Origin of the sequence: Pantoea sp. S62 (assembly GCF_016658625.1) — a bacterium.
In the GTDB taxonomy this organism is placed as follows: domain Bacteria; phylum Pseudomonadota; class Gammaproteobacteria; order Enterobacterales; family Enterobacteriaceae; genus Pantoea; species Pantoea vagans.
Map to the genome: position 1 here is coordinate 1 of NZ_JACVVI010000009.1, position 20,741 is coordinate 20,741.

Annotated in this window: 3 protein-coding genes; all 3 read left to right on the forward strand. The window is 61.2% G+C overall.

The window, feature by feature from the left end:
* The coding region (locus tag IBT54_RS13995; protein ID WP_201252317.1) for an Ig-like domain-containing protein at positions 1–16,806 on the forward strand (16,806 nt) is incomplete at its 5' end.
* A gap of 345 nt (positions 16,807–17,151) precedes the next feature.
* Complete coding sequence (locus IBT54_RS14000) at positions 17,152–19,068, forward strand: Ig-like domain-containing protein (protein WP_095706862.1); 1,917 nt, start codon at positions 17,152–17,154, stop codon at positions 19,066–19,068.
* Between the two features lie 304 nt (positions 19,069–19,372).
* Entirely contained in the window at positions 19,373–20,728 is a 1,356-nt protein-coding gene (locus IBT54_RS14005; RefSeq protein WP_013358552.1) for a TolC family outer membrane protein, read from the forward strand.
* Positions 20,729–20,741: the final 13 nt, after the last annotated feature.

Genomic DNA, 20,741 nt, shown 5'->3' on the forward strand with positions numbered 1-20,741 from the left:
CCGTTTGCGGGCGATAACCTGCTGGATAACAGCGAAAAAACCACGCCACAAACGCTGTCCGGCTCCACCGGCAATGTCGAAGCAGGGCAGATCGTTACCGTGACCCTGGGCGGCCAGAGCTACAGCGGCAGCGTAGCGGGCGACGGCAGCTGGAACATCACCGTGCCTGCCGATGCGCTGAGCGCGCTGGCCTCCGGCACCACCACCGTCACGGCAACGGTCACTAACCAGGCGGGAACCGCTGCCAGCGGCAGTCTGACTCTTACCGTAGAGGCACCGCTGACCCAGCCGGGGACGCCGGTCATCACCATCGACCAGTTTGCCGGGGATGATATCCTCAGCAATGCTGAGAAAAGCAGTGACCAGCTGCTGAGCGGCTCCACCACCAACGTTGAAGCCGGGCAGATTGTCACCATCACGCTGGGCGACCAGACCTATAGCGCGCTGGTGGATGCACAGGGCAACTGGAGCATCACGCTGTCGCCTGCACAGCTGAATGCGCTGGCCGCCGGGACGGTTGCCATTTCGGCGGTCGTCACCAGTCAGGCTGGCATTGAGGCCAGCGAAAACCGCGCCATCAGCGTCGATACGCCGGTGGTTACGGGCCCGCCAGCGGTCACCGTGGATGACTTTACCGGTGACAATCAGCTGAGTAACACGGAGAAAGCCACCGACCAGACGGTGACCGGCAGCACCAGTAACATCGAACCCGGGCAGCCGGTGACGGTGACGCTGGGCGGTCAGACTTACAGCGGCAGCGTGGACGCGCAGGGCAACTGGAGCGTCACATTGCCATCAGCAGCCCTGAGCGCACTGGCGGCAGGTGAAACCACCCTGACGGTTTCGGTCAGCAATGCTGCCGGTAACACCGTGACCGGCAGCCTGCCGATCAGCGTGGAAGCCCCAGTGACGCAGCCGGGCGAACCGACTGTGACCATCGGTCAGTTTGCCGGGGATGACATTCTCAGCAACGATGAAAAAGGGACGGCCCAGACACTCTCCGGCACGACCACCAATATCGAAGCGGGCCAGACGGTAACCGTCACCCTGGGGGGGCAGACTTATCTGGGCACCGTCGATGGCAGTGGAAACTGGAGTGTGATTATTCCGGCAGCCGCGCTGGGCAATCTGCCTGCGGGCTCGAATGCCATTGGCGTCACCGTCAGTAACGCCGTGGGCCTAACCACCAGCGAAACCCGCGATATTTCGGTGGATGCGCCGACAACAGAGCCAGGCGTACCGGCCCTGACCCTGAATGATTTCGCCGGTGATAACGATCTGAGCAACGATGAAAAGGCGGTTGATCAGCTCGTCAGCGGCACCACCAGTAATGTTGAAGCCGGACAGCTGGTGACGGTTACCCTGGGCGGCCAGACCTACAGCGCCAGCGTGCAGGCTGATGGCAGCTGGAGCGTCACCGTTCCGTCAGCTGCGCTCAACGCGCTGGCCGCCGGCACGACCACACTCACCGTTTCGGTCAGTAATGCGGCGGGCGATGTCGCAACTGCCGCGCAGCCAATCACCGTCGAAGCCCCTGCAACGCAGCCGGGTCAGGCCACCGTGACCATCGACGCCTTTGCCGGAGATGACATCCTCAGCAACAGCGAGAAAGCCAGCGACCAGTTGCTGAGCGGTACCACCACCAATATCCCCGAAGGGCAGCAGGTTACTGTTACGCTGAACGGAGAGACCTTCACCGCCACGGTCGGCGCAGATGGCAGCTGGAGCGTCACGATTCCGGCCAGCTCGCTGGCCGCGCTGACCGCCGGAAGTGCGACCCTGAACGCCACCGTTAACGATTCGCTCGGCACGCCAGTCAGCGAAACCCGCGACTTCCTCGTAGAGTCATCAGGCACCGCGCCAGGCACCCCGACATTAACCATCAATGCCTTTGCTGGCGATAACGTCCTGAGCAACGATGAGAAGCTGGACGCTCAGGCGGTCTCGGGCAGCACCACCAATGTCGAAGCCGGACAGATTGTCACGGTGACGCTGGGCGGCCAGAACTACAGCGGCACGGTCGGCGCCGATGGCAGCTGGAATATCGCGATTCCGGCCAACGATCTCCTTGCTCTGGCTTCGGGCGCTGCCTCGCTGGTCGTGACGGTCAGCAATGCGGCTGGCACGCCCGTCAGCGATACGCTGGCGATTACGGTAGAACCTCTGGTTACCGAGCCGGGCCAGCCGGTGATCACAATCAATCAGTTCGCGGGTGATGACGTCCTGAGTAACGACGAGAAAACCAGCGACCAGCTATTGAGCGGTACCACCACCAACGTTGAGGCGGGCCAGATTGTCACGGTCACGCTGGGTGATCAGACCTACAGCGCTACGGTTGGTGTGGATGGCAGCTGGAGCCTGAGCGTCCCTGCCAGCGCGCTGGCGGCACTGGCGGCGGGCAGTGCCACTATCGCGGCCACGGTCACCAGTCAGGCGGGGGGAACGGTAAGTGAAGATCGGGTGATCGCGGTGGAAGCGCCTGCGGAGCCGGGCACGCCGACAGTCACGATCGCCCTGTTTGCCGGTGATGATCTGGTGGATAATAGCGAGAAGGCCGTCGATCAGACGCTGTCCGGCAGCACCAGCAATGTGGAGGCGGGTCAGACGGTCACCATTACCCTGGGCGGTCAGAATTACAGTGCGCTGGTCAACCCGGACGGCAGCTGGAGCACGCAGATCCCATCTGCGGCGCTCAGTGCCCTGGCGGCAGGCACCACGGCCATCACGGTCAGCGTCACGTCGGTAGCCGGTGCCTTAGCCACCGACAGCCGTGACATCAACGTCGCGCCGGCAGCCGGTGAACCGGGTGTGATCACGATCAGTGAGCCTGTCAGCGTTGATGGTTTCCTTAACCTGCAGGAGCTGAACAGCGATCTGATCATCGGCGGCTCGGCGGTGGGCGTCAATCCGGGCCAGGCGGTGCAGCTTAACTTCAACGGCAACAATTACAGTGCGGTGGTGGGCAGCAACGGCTTCTGGAGCGTCACCGTTCCGGCTGGCGATCTCAGTGGCATCACCGACGGCGTGAAACTGATCTCGGTTACCGCAACTGACGCCAGTGGTGCGCTGCTGACCGACTCCGCTCAGCTGAATGTGGTCACCACCACGCTGCCACAGATCACGCTGGATGAGAGCGCGCTTACCGATGGCATTCTTAATCAGACAGAAACGGGCAGCGATCTGCTCATCGGTGGCAGCACCGGTAAAGCGGTGGCGGGCCAGTTGGTCGAAGTACAACTCAACGGCAAAACTTACAGCACCACGGTCAATGACGACGGCAGCTGGAACCTGACGCTGCCTGCCGCCGATCTCGCCTTACTGCCGCAGGGCGCTAACGGCCTGACCATTACCGCGATTGATGAGGCGGGCAACCGCGTGGACGAGACGCTTAACTTCAGCGTCGACACGCTGCCACCGAACCTGATTGTGGCGGAAGTCGCAGGTGGCGATGGCATTCTTAACAGCGCGGAAGTGGCAGCAGGCGTGCCGGTAAGCGGTTCAGGTGCGCTGCCGGGCGAGCTGGTAACGGTCTCGCTGAACAACGTCGTTTACAGCGCAACCGTGGATGGGCAGGGCAACTGGACGGTGGATCTGCCGCCAGCGGCGCTGCAGGCGCTGTCAGATGGCAGCAGCTATACGCTGGTGGTTACCCTGACCGACGCCAGCGGTAACATCGCGACCCAGTCGCAGACGCTGGCCGTCAGCACGCAGCCGCCGGTTGCCACCGTCACCGCACCGGGCGGGGATGGCGTTCTGACCAGCAATGAGCTCACGGAGCCGCTGGTGATCAGCGGAACCGGCACCGCGGGCGACAGTGTAGCGGTCGGGTTAAACGGTAAAACTTACGCTGCTATCGTGGACGAAAACGGTAACTGGAGTGCATCAGTTCCGATTGCCGATCTTGCCACGCTGAGCAACCAGACTTATCCGGTCACCGTGACCGTGACCGATCAGGCCGGTAACAGCAGCACGCAGGATACCAATCTGCGGGTTGCTACCGAAGCGCCTGCTCTGACTCTGAACCCTCTGGACGCTGACGGCGTAATCAACATCAGCGACGCGCAGCAGCCGCTGATTGTCAGCGGAACCGGCGACGAAGGTGACATCATTCGTGTCACGCTCAATAACCTGACCTACAGCGCTGTAGTGGTACAGGGTGGCAACTGGAGTGTAACCGTTCCGGCTGCTGACCTGGCGGGTGTGCCCAACGGTACTCAGCTGGTATCTGTCGTCGCGACGGACGCGGATGGAAATACCACTCCAGCCAGCAGTTCACTGATTTTCGCGACCACGTCGCCACTGCTGGAAGTCTCGACGCCGGGCAGTGATGGTTATATCAACATCGCTGAACACACGCAGGATCTCACCATCGACGGGCGCGGGGGGACGCAGGGCGACACGGTGGCAGTGAGTTTCAATGGCGAAACCTACTCCGCCACGGTTGACACCAATGGCACATGGAGCGTGACGGTGCCCGCCGCCATCATCAGTCAGTTGGGCGATGCACTCTACCCGGTTGACGTAGTAATCAGCGATGCTTACGGCAACAGCACGACCGTCGCCTCCAGTGTCACGGTGCTGGCGGCAACGTCACCGGCGCTGACCATTGATCCTGTGACCGGCGATAATCTGGTCGACAGTGCGGAACAGCTCACTGACATTCTGGTCACCGGTAACGTCACCGGCGTACCGGCAGGCCAGCCGGTATTACTGACCATTAACGGTCAGTCTTACGACGGCGTAGTGCAGGCGAACGGAAGCTGGAGTGTGACCCTGCCCGCCGGATCGCTGGGTGCCGCGGGCGAGAAAACCTTTACCGTGGCGATTACCGACGTGGCCGGAAATCCGGCGCTGCCTGCCCAGGGGCAGTTCACCGTGATCACGACCAACGTACCGTCGCTGTCGATTGCCCCGATCAGTGACGACAACGCACTCAACGTGCTGGATGCGCAGAGCGATCTGATCCTCAGCGGCGGTTCCGCAAACCTGCCAGCGAACAGCCCGATCAGCGTGACGCTGGTGCCCGGCGGCACCCTTTACAGCACTACAACCGATGAAAACGGTAGCTGGACTCTGACCGTGCCAGCCGCCGACCTGGCGAACCTGGCGCAGGGTAACACCACCGTTACCGTCACCTCAGGGGATGTACAGACCAGCCAGACGCTGCTGGTGGCAACGACGCCGCTGGCAGAACCCCAAATCAACACGCCTTTCACTGACGGCATTCTCAACACTGAGGAAGCAAGCACAGCGCAGACGCTGACCGGCTCCGTCCAGCCAGGCCAGGCCGTCAGCGTGACCCTGGGGGGCATCAGCTATCCGGCAACGGTAGCGGCAAATGGTGACTGGAGCGTCACGCTGCCGCCAGATGCGCTACAGGCCCTGGCGCAGGGCAGCAATCCCGTTACCGTGACGGTGAGCGATGTCGCGGGTAACAGCACCAGCATCAGTGAACCGCTGACGGTGGATACCGGGGTACCGGCGCTGACCGTTAATCCGATTGCCACCGATGGCATTATCAATGCGGCTGAAACAGCCAGCGATCTGACCGTCAGCGGCACCGTCGCCCCGGGCAGCAGCGTCAGCCTTGTGCTGAATGGTGAGACCTACAGCGCCACGGTCGCCGCGAATGGTAGCTGGACCGCCACCGTACCCGCTGCCGATCTGCAACAGCTGACTGATGGCCGTTACGATCTCAACGTGAGCGTTACCAGCGTCAGTGGCAACGTTGCCACCACGCCATTGCCGGTCACCGTGGATACCACCGCACCCGACTTCAGCATTAATGCGCCCGCTGGCGATGGCGTGCTGAACATTGCGGAGCAGGCTGCTGGTTTCAGCTTCAGCGGCGCAGGCAGTGAAGGTGACCGCGTCAGCGTGACGCTGAATGGCGTCACCTACACCGGCACGGTTGATGCGGACGGAAACTGGGGGCTGGCCGTACCGCCTGCTGCGCTTGCCGGTCTGACCAACGGCACCAGCTATCCGGTGGTGGTCACCGTCACCGACGCGGCTGGCAACAGCAGCAGCCAGAACAGTGCGCTGACGGTTGCCACCACGCCGCCTCCGCTGGTGGTTGCGCCGGTCAGCGGGGACAACGCGCTGAACACCGCTGAACTGGCGGAGCCGCTGGTCGTCAGCGGCAGCGGTCAGAACGGCGACATTGTCACGGTCCAGCTCAATGACCAACTCTATAGCACCACCGTCGGCGTGAATGGGCAGTGGACGCTGCAAATCGATGCTAATGATCTGGCGGCGCTGCCTCCGGGCACGAATCCGCTGACAGTTACCGAAATCAATGCTAACGGCAACCAGAGCAGCCAGGTGGTTGATCTGAATGTGGCAACCTCGCCGGACGTGCAGCCTGTGCTGACCGTCGATAGCAGCACCTTTGCCGGTGACGGTATCGTCATGGCCGCCGAACAGTTACAGCCGGTTACGGTGCGCGGCAGCAGCAGTAACGTCGAGGCGGGCCAGCAGGTCGTCATCACCCTGAACGGCACGGACTACAGCGGTGTGGTCGGGGCCAGCGGCAACTGGAGCATTACGCTGCCTGCGGGCGCACTGGCGGAACTGGGCGAGGGCAGCCAGACGCTGAACGTCAGCGTGATCAACGCCGTTGGCAATACCGCCACCAGCCCGCTTAACTTCACTGTGGACAACACGCTGCCATCGATCGCGCTGGCACCGATCGGCGACGACAACTACCTCAATGCCCAGGAGCTGGGCGGTGCCGTCGTGGTCAGCGGCAGCACCAGCGGCCTGCCTGAGGGCAGCATTATTACCGTGCTTGCCAACGGCACCACAGCCAGCACCAGCGTGGCGGCCGATGGAAGCTGGAGCCTGACCTTACCGGCTGGCACCTTTAACGGCGCAGCCGATGGCCCGCAGACGATTACCGCTACGGCCACCGACGGCAGCGGACAACAGCTTGCCACCAGCGACGCTACCCTGACGGTGGTGGCCAGTGCACTGCCGGTGGCCACCCCTGGCGTGGCCTTTGATGACGGTATTCTCAACGGCGACGAAGCCGTCAGCGGCGGCGTGATCACCGGTAACACCGGCGTACCTGGCGACGGCCAGACGGTTATCGTCACGCTGGGCGGCACTAACTACAGCGGCACGGTCGACGCAGCGGGTAACTGGCAGGTCGCGGTTCCGCCAGCGGCGCTCTCTGCGCTGCCACAGGGCACCACGCCTTACACCGTGGTGGTCAGTGATGTGGCAGGCAACAGCAGCCAGGCTGACGGCAGCCTGGTGGTGGATACCCTGCCACCGGTGCTGAACTTCATCACCCCCTCCGATGGCATTATCAATGCCGCTGAGAGTCAGCAGCCGCTGACGCTGACCGGCAGCAGTGAAGCCAATGCGCTGATTGTGGCCAGCTTCAACGGCATCAGCCTGAGCACCACCGCAGACGTCAACGGTAACTGGTCGCTGGATCTGCCCGCCACGGTTTATACCGGGCTGGGCAACGGCACCTATCCTCTGACCGTGACCGCCAGCGACGCAGCAGGCAATGCCACCACCACCAGCCGCGATCTGGCGCTGAAAGTGGAGGCGGGCACGCTGCCGACCCTGACGCTGGATGCCTTTGCCGGTAACAATGTGGTCGATGGTGCGGAACGCCTCACCGATCAACGTCTGACCGGCACCACCACCAACGTCGAAGCGGGCCAGCTGGTCACCGTCACCCTTGATGGCACGGTCTACAGCGCCGCCGTGCAGGCGAGCGGAGCATGGAGCCTGATCGTGCCAGCCGGTGCGCTGGCGGCAATTGCGGATGGCAGCGCCAGTTTCACCGTGGCGGTCAGCGACGTGGCGGGCAACACCACCACCACTAATCTCACCTTTGACGTTAATAGCAACGCGTCTGGCCTGGCGATGGATGCCATCAGTCAGGACAACTACCTGAATGCGCAGGAACTGGGTCAGCCGCTGATTGTTACCGGCACCTCAGCGAATGTGCCTGAAGGCAGTCTGGTCACGCTGCTGTTTAACAACATCAGCTACACCGCGCAGGTCTCGGCCAGTGGTCGCTGGAGCGTGATCGTTCCGGCTGAGTCACTGACGGCACTCGCCGACGGGCCTTACACCGTCACGGTCACCGCGACGGACAGCGGCGGGGCGACCCTCAGCAGCGAAGCCGCGCTCAGCGTGCTGGCGACGCTGCCAGCACCGCAGATCGTCTCTGCTTTTGGCGATGGTCTGCTTAACAGCAGCGAAATCACCACGCCACAAACCCTGAGCGGCACCACAGGTGTGACAGGTGACGGCCAGACGGTGAGCGTGGTTCTCAACGGCGTGACCTACAACGGCACGGTCGACAGCAATGGCAACTGGCAGGTCAGCGTGCCTGCCTCTGCGCTGGCCGATCTGCCGGAGGAGACGCTTAACTACACCGTTAACGTGCAGGATGCAGCGGGTAACACCGGCAGCAGCCAGGGCAGCGTCACGGTCGATCTGACGCCACCAACCCTGTCGCTTGATCCGGTTGCGGGCGATAACAGCGTCAATATCGCCGAAAGCACCGCGCCGATTGTGCTCAGCGGCAGCAGTAATGCCGAAGCCGGTCAGCAGGTCACCCTTACCCTTAACAACCAGATCTGGACCACCACCGTGACCCAGGATGGCGACTGGAGCCTGACGCTGCCTGCGGGTGCCCTGGCAGGGATTCCGGCCGGTGCATATACCCTGACCGTGACGGTCAGTGATGCGGCGGGCAATCCGGTTACTGAAACGCGTGAAATCACCGTTGCAACCGGTGCCCTGTCGGTCAGCATTAATACGCCGTTTGGCGATGGCTACCTTAGCCAGGCTGAAACGGCGGTCAGTCAGACGCTGAGCGGCAGCACCGGCGTCGCGGGCGAGGGCCAGACCGTCAGCGTGACGCTGGGCGATAATGACTACACTGCCGCAGTCGATGCGCAGGGCAACTGGACGCTGACCTTAACGCCAGCACAGGTGCAGGCACTGGCTGAGGGCGTGACGACCCTGGTGGTCAATGCCAGTGATGCCGCCGGTAACAGCGGTTCGCTGACCAGCGCCGTCACGGTCGATCTCACCCCGCCTGCGTTGAATATCAACCCCATCAGCGGCGACAACGTTATCAATTCTGTAGAGGTATTACAGGCGGTTGCTATCAGCGGAACAGCCTCAGTTGCGGATGCCGGACAAACGGTCACGGTCAGTTTCCAGAATACCGATTACACCACCCGGGTACTCTCTGATGGCACGTGGCAGGTGACCCTGCCTGCCGCTGTCGTGCAGGGGCTGGCGGATGGCAGCTATCCGGTCGATGTGACGATCAGAGATGCGGCGGGTAACCTGACCACGGCGACCCAGACGCTGACGCGTGATGCGGACAGCCTGAATCTGCCGACCCTGGCCATTGGGACAATCAGTGATGATAACTTCCTTAACCAGGCAGAGTCGCTGCAGGATCTGAGCATCGGAGGCACCAGCACCAATCTGGTGGAAGGCCAGCTGGTAACGGTAACGCTGAACGCCATTCAGTACAGCGGCACGGTGGCCGCAGATGGCAGTTGGACCGTGACCGTGCCGGCCGCCGATCTGGGCAATCTGCCGGATGGCGATCAGCTGCTGGTCGTCGTCTCAGCGGATACCTCTGGCAACCCGGCCAGTGCCAGCGCCAGTCTGGTCGTGCTGGCCAGCGCGCTGGTTCAGCCAACGCTGACCCTGAACGTGGTGGCAGGCGATGATGTGATCAATGCTACTGAGGCCGCTGCGGATGTCGCGGTCAGCGGTGGCAGCACCCTGCTGGCGGCAGGAACGCCGGTAACCGTGTCGTTTAACGGTACTGATTACAGCACCACGATTGATGCTGACGGCAACTGGACGGTGACGGTACCGTCTGCAGCCTTCATCAACGTTGCGCCGGGCAGCACGCAGACCTTTACCGTCACCGCCAGTGATGTCGCCGGTAACCCGGCGGTCGCCACGCAGGAGGTAAGCTTCAGTACCACACCGCCTGTGCTGACGGATATTACGGTCAATGCGGGTGACACGCTAAACCTGGCGGAGTCGCTGCAGGATCTCACTATCAACGGCACCACCACGGGCGCACTGCCGGTGACGGTGACGCTGAATAACGTCAGCTATACCACCACGGCGGATGCGGACGGGAACTGGACCCTCACCATTCCCACAGCCGATGTGCAGCAGCTGGCAGATGGCCCTAACGCCATCACCGTGTCGGTCACTGACGCGGCGGGCAATGTCACTACCGACACCACCACCATACTGGATGTGGCGTTTAATACCCTGCCAGCGCTGACTCTGAACACGCCGTTTGGCGACGCGCTGGTCAGTGCAGCAGATGCCGCCGCGCCATTAACGCTGAGTGGTGACAGCACTAATCTGCCGGAAGGCAGCGTAGTGAATATTACCGTCGGCACACAGACTTTCAGCACCACGACCGATGCCAGCGGCAACTGGACGCTGAACCTGGCAGCGGGCGCACTGACGGGCCTGGACGATGGACTGACACTGGTGGTGGTCACCGCCACGGATGCGGCAGGAAATCCGGCGCAGGTTACCGCAGGCGTTGAAATCCTGCAGGCCCCGCCGGTTTCCGCCAACTTTGCTGCAACACAGTTCGGCGATAACGTGATTAACATCAGTGAAGCGGGTTCCGTTCAGCTGGTCACAGGCACGTCTAATCCTGTTGCGGGCCAGACCCTCAGCGTCACAGTCGGCGATGACAACATCCCGCTGTCGGTGACGGTCGATGCCAGTGGCAACTGGACAGCCAGCCTGACGCCGGAGGTGATCGCCAGCCTGGGTGCCGGTGAACACACGCTGACCCTCACCACCACGGATCGGGCCGGTAACAGCATCACAGAGACGCAGACCTTTGTCTCAGCGATTACCCCGATTGCTGCGCCAACGCTGGATACGCCATTTACGGATGGCCGTCTTAACGCGGCGGAAGCGGCAACGGACGGTATCCTGACCGGTACGGTCAACAGTGCTGATCCGGCCTCGGTGGCGGTGACTATCAATGGCACCGTCTATGCCGCGACGCTCACTGCTGGCGGTGCAGGCTGGTCACTGACTCTGCCGCCTGCCGTATTGCAGTCACTGCCGGATGGCAACCTGCCGGTCAGCGTGACCGTCACCGACGTGAACGGCAACATCGGCACCACCAGTGGTTCGCTGCTGGTCGCTGTCAATACGCTGCCGGATGTCACGCTGATCCTGCCGTTTGGTGACGGTGCGCTGAACGCCACCGAAGCGGGAACAGAGCAAATCCTCAGTGGCACCACCGGCATTACCGGTGCAGGACAGACGGTATCGGTGCTGATCGCCGGCTTTAACGGCGACCAGCCGCTGGCCGCCACGGTGCAGAACGATGGCAGCTGGTCGCTGGCCCTGTCGCCAGCGCAGTTAGCCACCTTCACCAGCGGTACGCATACCATTACCGTGACCGCTACCGACATTGCGGGTAACAGTGACGTGACGGCCCTGAGTGTGGTAACCGAAGTGGCTGTGCCGGTGCCGGCCTTCACGCCTGGCGCGTTTGGCGGCGATAACGTCCTGAACATCAGTGAAGCCGCGGCAGGGGTCACCCTGACCGGCACCACCGGCAGCGTGGGGGATAATCAGGCGGTCAGCATTACTGTTGATCTCAATGGCAGCCTCTATTCCGGCACGGTGGATGGCAACGGTAACTGGACCGTTGACCTTCCTGGTAACGCGCTGAGTTCTCTGGGTAACGGGACGCAAATCCTGACGGTTAACGTCGTGGATGCGGCGGGTAACAGCGCATCGGCGCAGCTGCCGTTCACCACCGATCTCAGCGCGCCGCAGCCTGGGGTCAATCCGCAATTCCTCGGTGATTATGTGAATAGCAGCGATGTTGCCGCAGGGATTACGCTGAGCGGTACCACCGGTGAGGCGGGCGCAAATCAGGCGGTGCAGCTGACACTGGGCGGCAACACTTACAGCGCCACAGTGGATGCGAATGGTAACTGGACGGTGCCGCTGACCCAGGCGCAGCTTTCAGCGCTGCCGGATGCTACCTATCCGGTCACCGTGACGGCCACCGATGCGGCAGGCAACAGCACGACGATTAACAGCTCACTGGTACTCGACACCACGCCACCGGTACTGACCACTAACGCCTTTGCCGGCGACAATGCACTGAACTACGCCGAGAGCATTCAGCCGCAGATCCTTAGCGGCACGGCAACGGGCGCAGAGACGGGTGCCGTGGTCACGGTCTCGCTGAATGCCACGACCCTCGGCACCGCCGTGGTTGACGGTAACGGCAACTGGAGCGTGACGCTGACGCCAGAGCAGATGGCCACCTTTGGCGCATCCACAACCCTGGCGCTGGCAGTGACTGACCTGGCAGGTAACACAGCCAATGATGAGGTTGTGCTTGCGGTTAACCTGACGCCACCGCCAGGCCCGCTGGTGACGCTGGGCACGGTTTCGGGCGACAACATCATCAGCACCCAGGATGTCGCGGGTGGCGTCGTCCTGAGCGGCACCTCGGCTAACCTTGGTGCAGGCGGGGTGGTGACGGTGTTGATCAACGGTCAGACCTACGCCACCACGCTGGATGGGTCAGGCAACTGGTCAACGGCTGCGTTGCCGGTCAGCGCCTTTGGCAATGCGGACGGCAGCGTCGCCATCACGGTGAATGCCACCGACGGCACGACTCCTGTCACCGTCAGCGGTAACGTGCTGATTGATCTGACGCCACCGGCCCTGACGATCAATGCCTTTGCGGGTGACAACCAGGTCAATGGTAATGAAAGCGCTACCAGCCAGACCATCAGCGGCACCGCCGATGTCGGTGAAGCAGGCCGTACGGTGGTTGTGACCTTCAATAACCAGACGTACAGCGCAGTAGTGCAGAGTAACGGCAGCTGGTCCACCACCGTTCCTGCCAGCGCGATGCAGGCCCTGACCGATGGCAGTACGCCGGTGATCACCGCGCAGTTGTCAGATGTCGCCGGTAACGTGACAACTGCGACACAGCAGGTGACGGTGGATACCGCCGCGCCGCTGGTCCAGGTTGACGCGCTGGCGGGCGATAACGTGCTTAACGCCGCTGATCTGGCCGTCAGTCAGGTACTGACCGGCAGCGCGCAGGGCGCAGAAGGCCAGACCATCGGCCTCTACCTGGGCGATGCCGCGCCGATCGCTACCGCAACGGTGGGTGCAGATGGTCGCTGGAGCATTGATCTTGCACCGAATGTCCTGTCGGGTCTCACTGACGGCGCGCTGGTGTTTGGCGTGCGGGTCAATGACAGTGCAGGAAATCAGACCGACGCGACGCTGACGGTCAACAAAGTGGTTAACAGTGCGCTGACGCTGGTGGTTGATTCGGTATTCGGCGACGGCACGCTCAGTGCGCTGGATACCACGGTGGCGCAGACCATCTCCGGAACTGCGACGTCGGCTGGTGTCGGGGCCACGGTATCGGTGGTGCTGGGCGGCGCCACGCTCTCTGCTTCTGTGGGTCAGGATGGCAAATGGGCCATCGTGGTGCCACCTGCGGTGCTGGATCTGGTCACCGACGGCAATCTTGCGGTTAACGTTACCCTGACCGATGCGGCGGGCAACACCCGCACCGTGGGTGAAACCGTGACGGCGATTGTCGATGCGGTGCCGGTGGTGGGCGCCCTCACCGGACTGTTTGGCGGCGATAACCTGCTGAACATTGCGGAAGCGGCAGCCGGACAGCTGGTGGGTGGCGTAATCAGTAACGCGGCGGCAGGTTCCCAGGTGACGGTGACCTTCGGCAGTAAAACTTACAACACCACCGTACAGGCGGGCGGAGCATGGAGCGTTAGCCTGCCGGGCAGCGATCTCACCTCACTGCTGGATGGCAATCTGACGCTGGGCGTCAGCGTCCGGGATGCGGCGGGTAACGTCGCCTCGAATAGCGCGACGATCGGCATCTTTACCCAGACACCATCCATTTCCCTGACCTCTCTGTTTGGCGATGGCGTGCTGAATCTGGCTGATATCGCCACCGGCCAGGTGATCAGCGGGGTGGTGAACAACGTTGCGCAGGGCAGTGTGGTGACGCTTTCGGTGGGCAACAGCCAGCTGACCGCGACCGTGGGTGCGGGCGGTGCCTTCAGCGCTACGGTGACGCCGGATATTCTGGGCACCCTGGCGCAGGGCAACCTGACGGTGGGGGCGTCGGTAACGGATGCAGCGGGCAACACCGCCAGCACCAGCGCCGGTATCCGTGTCGATACGCTGCTGCCAACCATCACGGTAAATCCGCTTTTCGGTGACGGTCTGCTGAACGTGGCAGATGCGCTGGTTACACAGGTGATTGGCGGCGTCGTCGGCGGTGCAGAAGCGGGATCGCGTGTCGTCGTATCGGTGGGTTCTCAGCAGTTTGTAACGGCAACTGATGCCAGCGGCAACTTTAACGTCTCGCTGACGCCTGCGCTGCTGCAGGGCATTGCGGATGGCAATCTCACCGTCGGCGTCAGCGTCACTGACAGCGCCGGTAACACCAGCAGCACCACCGCCGGCGCGCTGGTGGGTATTCACAATCTGCCGAAGGTTACGCTCAATCCGTTGTTTGGTGACGGCGTGCTGAACCTGGCGGAATCGCTGGTGAGCCAGACTATCAGCGGCACGGTCTCCGGCGTGGCAGCGGGCAGCAGCGTCAGGCTGGCCATTGGCAACACAACGGCCACTGCGCTGGTCAACGCCGATGGCACGTTCTCCACCACCGTTTCGCCAGCCGTGCTCTCGACGCTGCTGAACGGTAACTTTACTGTCAGCGCGGCGGTCACTGACCTGGTCGGCAACGTCAGCAGCACCAGCGCAGGCGTGTCACTGGGACTGGTGCAGCCAACCCTGACGGTGAATACGGTATTCGGCGACGGGGTGCTGAGCGCAGCCGATCTGGCCTCGAACCAGACCCTGAGCGGGACCTCCAGCCTGTCAGCCGGCTCTACTGTCAGCGCCACGCTGAACGGCCTGACCTACACCACCAAAGTGGTAAGTGGCGGTAACTGGAGCATCAGCGTTCCGAAAGCGGATCTTGCCGCAATCACTGACGGCAGTAAAACCGTGACGGTGACCGGCACCGATGCCTACGGAAACGTGGCGAACAGCAGTGGAACACTGAGCGTTATCAGTCAGTCGACGCCTGTGGTCGCCATTACCTCACTGTTTGGTGACAATGCCCTCAGTGCAGCCGATGTCAAAACCGCGCAGACTATTTCAGGCACCGCCAGTAACGCCGAAGGATCGGTGGTACGCGTTACGCTGGGTGGCCAGACTTACAGCACCACGGTGAGCAGCAACGGCAACTGGAGTCTCTCTGTGCCAGCGGCTAACTTCGCTGCGATTGCGGATGGTCTGCAGACCGTGACGGCCAGCGTCATCAACGGCGCAGGCACCAACGGCGCCACCTCGGCGTCGCTGGGTGTGGTGAGTCACACTACGCCGACCGTCACTGTGAACAGTTTCTTTGGTGGCGATGGTTATCTCAATATTGCGGAAGCCAATACGGCTGAAACCATCAGAGGAACCAGCACCAACGCGGCGGGCGGCACCGTAACGGTTAACGTGGCAGGTAATGTCCTTACCACGCCCATTGGCGCGAATGGGGCATGGAGCATCAGCGTGCCGTCAGCGACGCTGAAAGGGATCGCAGATGGCAGCCATCCGCTGACCGTCACGGTGACGGATATTGGAGGTAATACCGCGACCAGCACCAGCAGCTTTACTGCGCTGTCCCATAATCAGCCGCTGGTCGGGGTTGATCCGGTGCTCAGCATCGTTGGTTCTCTGCTTACCGGCCTGGTCGTGCAGGGGGGATCGCTGAATGCATCTCAGGGATCGAAAGTCAGCGTGACGCTGCTGCTCTCCAACGGCAGCAACGGACCGACGCTGAATACCACCACCGATGCCCTGGGGCGTTACGCGGTTAACTTCTCACCGTCACTGCTGTCGGTGGGTGGCCTGCTACTGTCGCTGAACACGCTGGCAAAAGTCTCCATCACTGACGTGGCCGGTAACAGCTATACCACTACCAATACCCTGTTGCTGGGTTCGGTGCTGCCGGTAACGCTGGCGGCCACCGAGTCGGTGGCACTTTTCTCGGTGGCGGATGACAGCGCCACCGTCGCCAGTGCCAGCGTGGAAACGCAGCATAACAGCAGCACCAGCAGCGACGATAACAGCGCCCATGTAGCCGTGGCCTCGACGCTGATTACCGATGCGGATACGGTGACGCCGGTCAGCAGCAGTGAAACCGTGGTGGCCAGTGACACCGCTGTGGCGGCGGCACCGGCAGAGGAGGTGGGTTACACCATTGGCGGCGTCGTGATTACGCTGGCCGATGGCAGTACGGCAGAGGGCGCTTCGGTGACCGGCAGCAGCGGGGCGGATACCGTGACGGTCAGCGACCTTAACTTTACCCATATTGATGGCGGCGCAGGCACCGATACACTGGTGCTGAATGGTGAATATCTCAATCTGGATCTCACCGCGCTGGGCCTGAAAGTTGAACACATTGAAGTGCTCGATTTGGGTAAAACCGGCACCAACTCTGTGAAACTCGATCTCAATGAGGCACTTAATATTACGGACAAACAGAGTGATGATTTGCTGATCAAAGGCGCAGATGGCAGTCAGGTCACACTGGCGAACAGCAACGGCGGTATCTGGGAAGTGACCGGCGAGCGCACGGTGGAAGGCAGAGTCTTTGAGATCTACCACAACTCGGCGCTGAGCAGTGAGAACACCCTGGGTGATGTGCTGGTGCAGCAGAACCTGCAGGTCCACGTGGCGTAGTCACAGCAACGTCTGTCAGGTCGTTATGAGAAGCGGGTGCGGAAGCACCCGCTTTTTTTGTTTTAGTCACGTAATAATTTCACTTTCCAGATTATCGCCACTATTCATTAGCAGAATGAAAGATTAGGGTAAGCGCAGCAAACGGCGTGACGCCGTAAATCAGCATTCTGGCTCCATTTGTCGCTTTTATCAGCGTCTTCTTTCATCATCCCTGTTACCTGCGGGTAATCAGTTCCGACCAGCGGAAACGGGCAGCGTCAGCTGGCCCACTACCCATCGTCAGTCTTAACGTCCGGTTTATCCGGGCGTTTTGGTCTGCGTTTCTGTTCTGAACTGAGGTTACCTATGTCAACACGCGATACGCTTCGTTCCGTCCGGTTCGAATCCATTTTCCAGACGGCGGTGAGCGACTTTGCCGTCGCCGACAGCGCGCTGCCCGCCATTGCGCCAGTCGCAACGCAGAGTCTTAATATGCCCGTCACCCCTCTCTCTGCGGAGTCTCCGCATAGCAGTCCGCTCAACTACAGTGCCCTGGCGGTCAGCGCGGTTGAGAGTACGCCACCCGCTGCACTGCGCCCCTATGAACCGATTGCCAGAGATGGCGTCATTGCCGCCTGGGAGGCGCAAAAGCCGGTGCATCTGCGCGGCCGGGCTGAAGGCGAAGCGGGCTCAACGGTCACGCTGACGTTTAACGACCAGAGCTGGTACAGCACCGTTAACAAGTGGGGCTACTGGAACGCCTCCATGCCGGCTGATGCCCTGAAAGGCGTGCCGGATGGCAATCATAGCCTGGCGCTGACCATTACCGATAAAGCGGGCCACAGCACCACGACCGACGTCGATTTTGGTCTCTATGTTGATCGCACCATCAAACCGACCCTGACAGTAGACACGGTCAGTGGCGACAACGCGGTAAATATTGCTGAGAGCATTTACGGCGTTGAAATCAGCGGCAGCGCAACACACCTGCCGGCGGGGTCATTGCTGAAATTAACCCTGGGCACGCAGACCACCACTGCCCACATGGAAAGCGACGGCAAGTGGTATGGCACTTTCCAGGAAAGCGATATGCAGGCGCTGCAGGATGGCGTCTACAGCCTCAAAGTGACGGCGACCGATCCGAATGGAAAAACAGTAACCGACTATCACGACCTGACGCTGATTACCCACCTGAGCAGCCTGCCAAAAATTACCTTTGATAAGGTCACGTCGGACGACGTGATTAATCTGGCGGAAACCCAGCAGGATCTGCTGCTGAGCGGCACGCTCTCTAGCGTGATGCCGGGTCACCGGCTGGTGATCACCGGGGCCAACCAGAAAGATTATGCTGCCACAATAGGCGAGGATGGCCACTGGCAGGTGGTGATCCCGGCGGCGGATGTGCACGACTTTATTAATATTGGCGAGATCCGCGCCTGGTCGATCGACGGGGCCAATAACTACACGGATGCCACGCATGAGCTGAATATCCACACCGGCTTTATTCCGATTTACACCGAAATGGATCTGGGCGATGACATGACGCTTAACTATCAGGAGGCGCAGCACGATCTGAGCTTCTACGTTGAGGGCTGCAACACGCTGGAGATCAACGGCAAAACCTACCAGCCCGATGCGCAGGGCATGGTGACGCTCACCTCCGGCGAGCTGATGGCGCTGCCGGATGGCCCGGTCGCTGCCACCTTCTATCGCCACGATGAGTATGGCAATAGCGATACTCAGAACCGGGACGCCCTCTTTACCGTGGCCGTGCATCAGCGGCCAACTCTGACGCTGGACGCCGCCTTTGATGACAACAAAATTGATGCCGCCGATGTGAACAGCTGGCATCTGATCCAGGGCAGCTCCAGCCATCTGCAACCGGGCAGCCTGGTAGAATTAACGCTGGGCGATCAGCATTACAGCGCCAGCGTAAAAGCGGATGGTGGCTGGGCGCTGACCATTCTGGCCGGACAGCTGGCACCGCTGGATGATGGTGAGTACCAGATGACGGTCAGCGGCAAAGACAGCGCCGGTAATCTGGCTACGGCCAGCCAGACGGTGCAGGTGGCATCGCATACCGAAACGGCCAGCCTGATGGCGGATCAGACGGTGGATAACCTGCTGGAAACCGTCACGCTGACCCAGCAGGCGGAGACCGCGCACGTGGCGCACGCCTCCACGGCTTCTGCCGTACCGCAGGAGAGTCATCTCTTCTCCGATGTTTCTTACACCCTTGCCGATCATCTGTTGCAGCATCCTGCGGCACAGCCGATAGTCTGACGCCAACACATTAGTAAAATCACTGCCTTCCGGACAGGTCTGTTAAGGCTGTCTGGATTGGTATGAATTCCTTTGTTGGTTGTTTTTCGTCCATAAAGGAGAAATATTAAAGAATTCATCTGTTTTTAGCAGGAATAAGCGCGGGATATGATCTAATAATGTTAAAGGTCGTTTAGCGTCCCGCCTGCGAACCATAAATAAAATAACGCAATAAAACGGTCTGGCTCTGAGATACATCCCTTTTTGCTCGCTTTGTTCACCAGGAAAAACACCATGATGATAAGAACCCCTGCTGGTATGGATAATGAACAAAGCGCGATTAACTTTTTTGTTGTGCGCCCTGAGTGGCGTGGCAGTGCCCGCGGCCTTTGCCGCACCGTTACCGAAAGCCGAATTTAACTGGCGCGCCGCGCCAACCGAAGAACAGATTGCCAGCTTAACGCTGCGCGACGCCATTCTCCGGGCCTTTGCCCGCAATCCGAAAATCTCGGAAGCGGCGGCACAGATCCACGTCGGTGAGGGGGATCTGGATGCCGCCCGCAGCGCCTGGTATCCGCAGATCTCACTGCAGGGTGCCGCGGGACGCTCTCACCAGACCGACTCAGCCGGCAGTCTGAACAATAATGGCTCCGGCGGTATCACGCTCAGTCAGCTGCTTTACGACTTTGGCCGCACCGGCAGCGCCATTGATGAACAGCATGCCCTGTCAGAGGCTTATCGTTTCGGCCTGTTCGATTCGATGACGACCGTGGCGGAAGATACGCTGCAGGCCTACCTCGAAGTCAAACGCTACCAGGCACTGTCTGAAACGGCGCACACCAATATCGCCTCGCTGCAGCGGGTACGGGATATCGCAAAACTGCGTGCCGATGCCGGACTCAATTCCCAGTCAGATGTTTTGCAGGCGGAAACCCGCATCGCCGCGATGCAGGCCACGCTGGAGCAATATCGCGCCCAGCTGCGTTCTGCCACCGCGCAGCTGACCGTGCTGACCGGTGTCGTGCCCGCCACGCTGCCCGAACTGCCCCAGGCGTTGCTGAAACAGCAGATCACCCTCGACAAAATTGCCTATGAAAGCAGCGCCGCAGTACGCAGCGCGCAGTCTAAACAGGAAGCCGCCCGTGAGCGGGTGCGCCAGGCTCAGTCCGGGCACTGGCCGACCATCAAAGTGCAGGCAGGCCGGACCCGCTATGAAAACGATCGTTCGTCTTACTGGGATGATGAAGTGCAGCTGCAGGTGGAAGCGCCGCTTTATCAGGGCGGCATGGTGAATGCCAAAACTGAGTCAGCGGAGGGCGATCGCGAAGCGGCACAGGCTGCGGTGCAGCAGGCCAAACTTGCCATCAATCAGAACGCCTCGACTGCCTATGCCGACATGATCGGGGCACAGCAGCGGCAGGCCGCCGGAGAAGTGCAGCTGGCCAGCGCCGACCATACCCGTAATGTCTACGCCGATGAATATCGTCTGAGTAAGCGCAGCCTGAACGACCTGCTGAGCGTGGAACAGGATGTGTTTCAGGCCGACAGCTCACGTATCACCGCGCTTTACGATGGCTGGGACGCCACCGTGCGCTATGCCGCCGCGGTAGACAATCTGCTCGATATCATGGGTATCGATCGCCAGCAAAGCAGCGGCGATCTCCTTCCTTCGCTGCAATAGCGATAAGGCATAA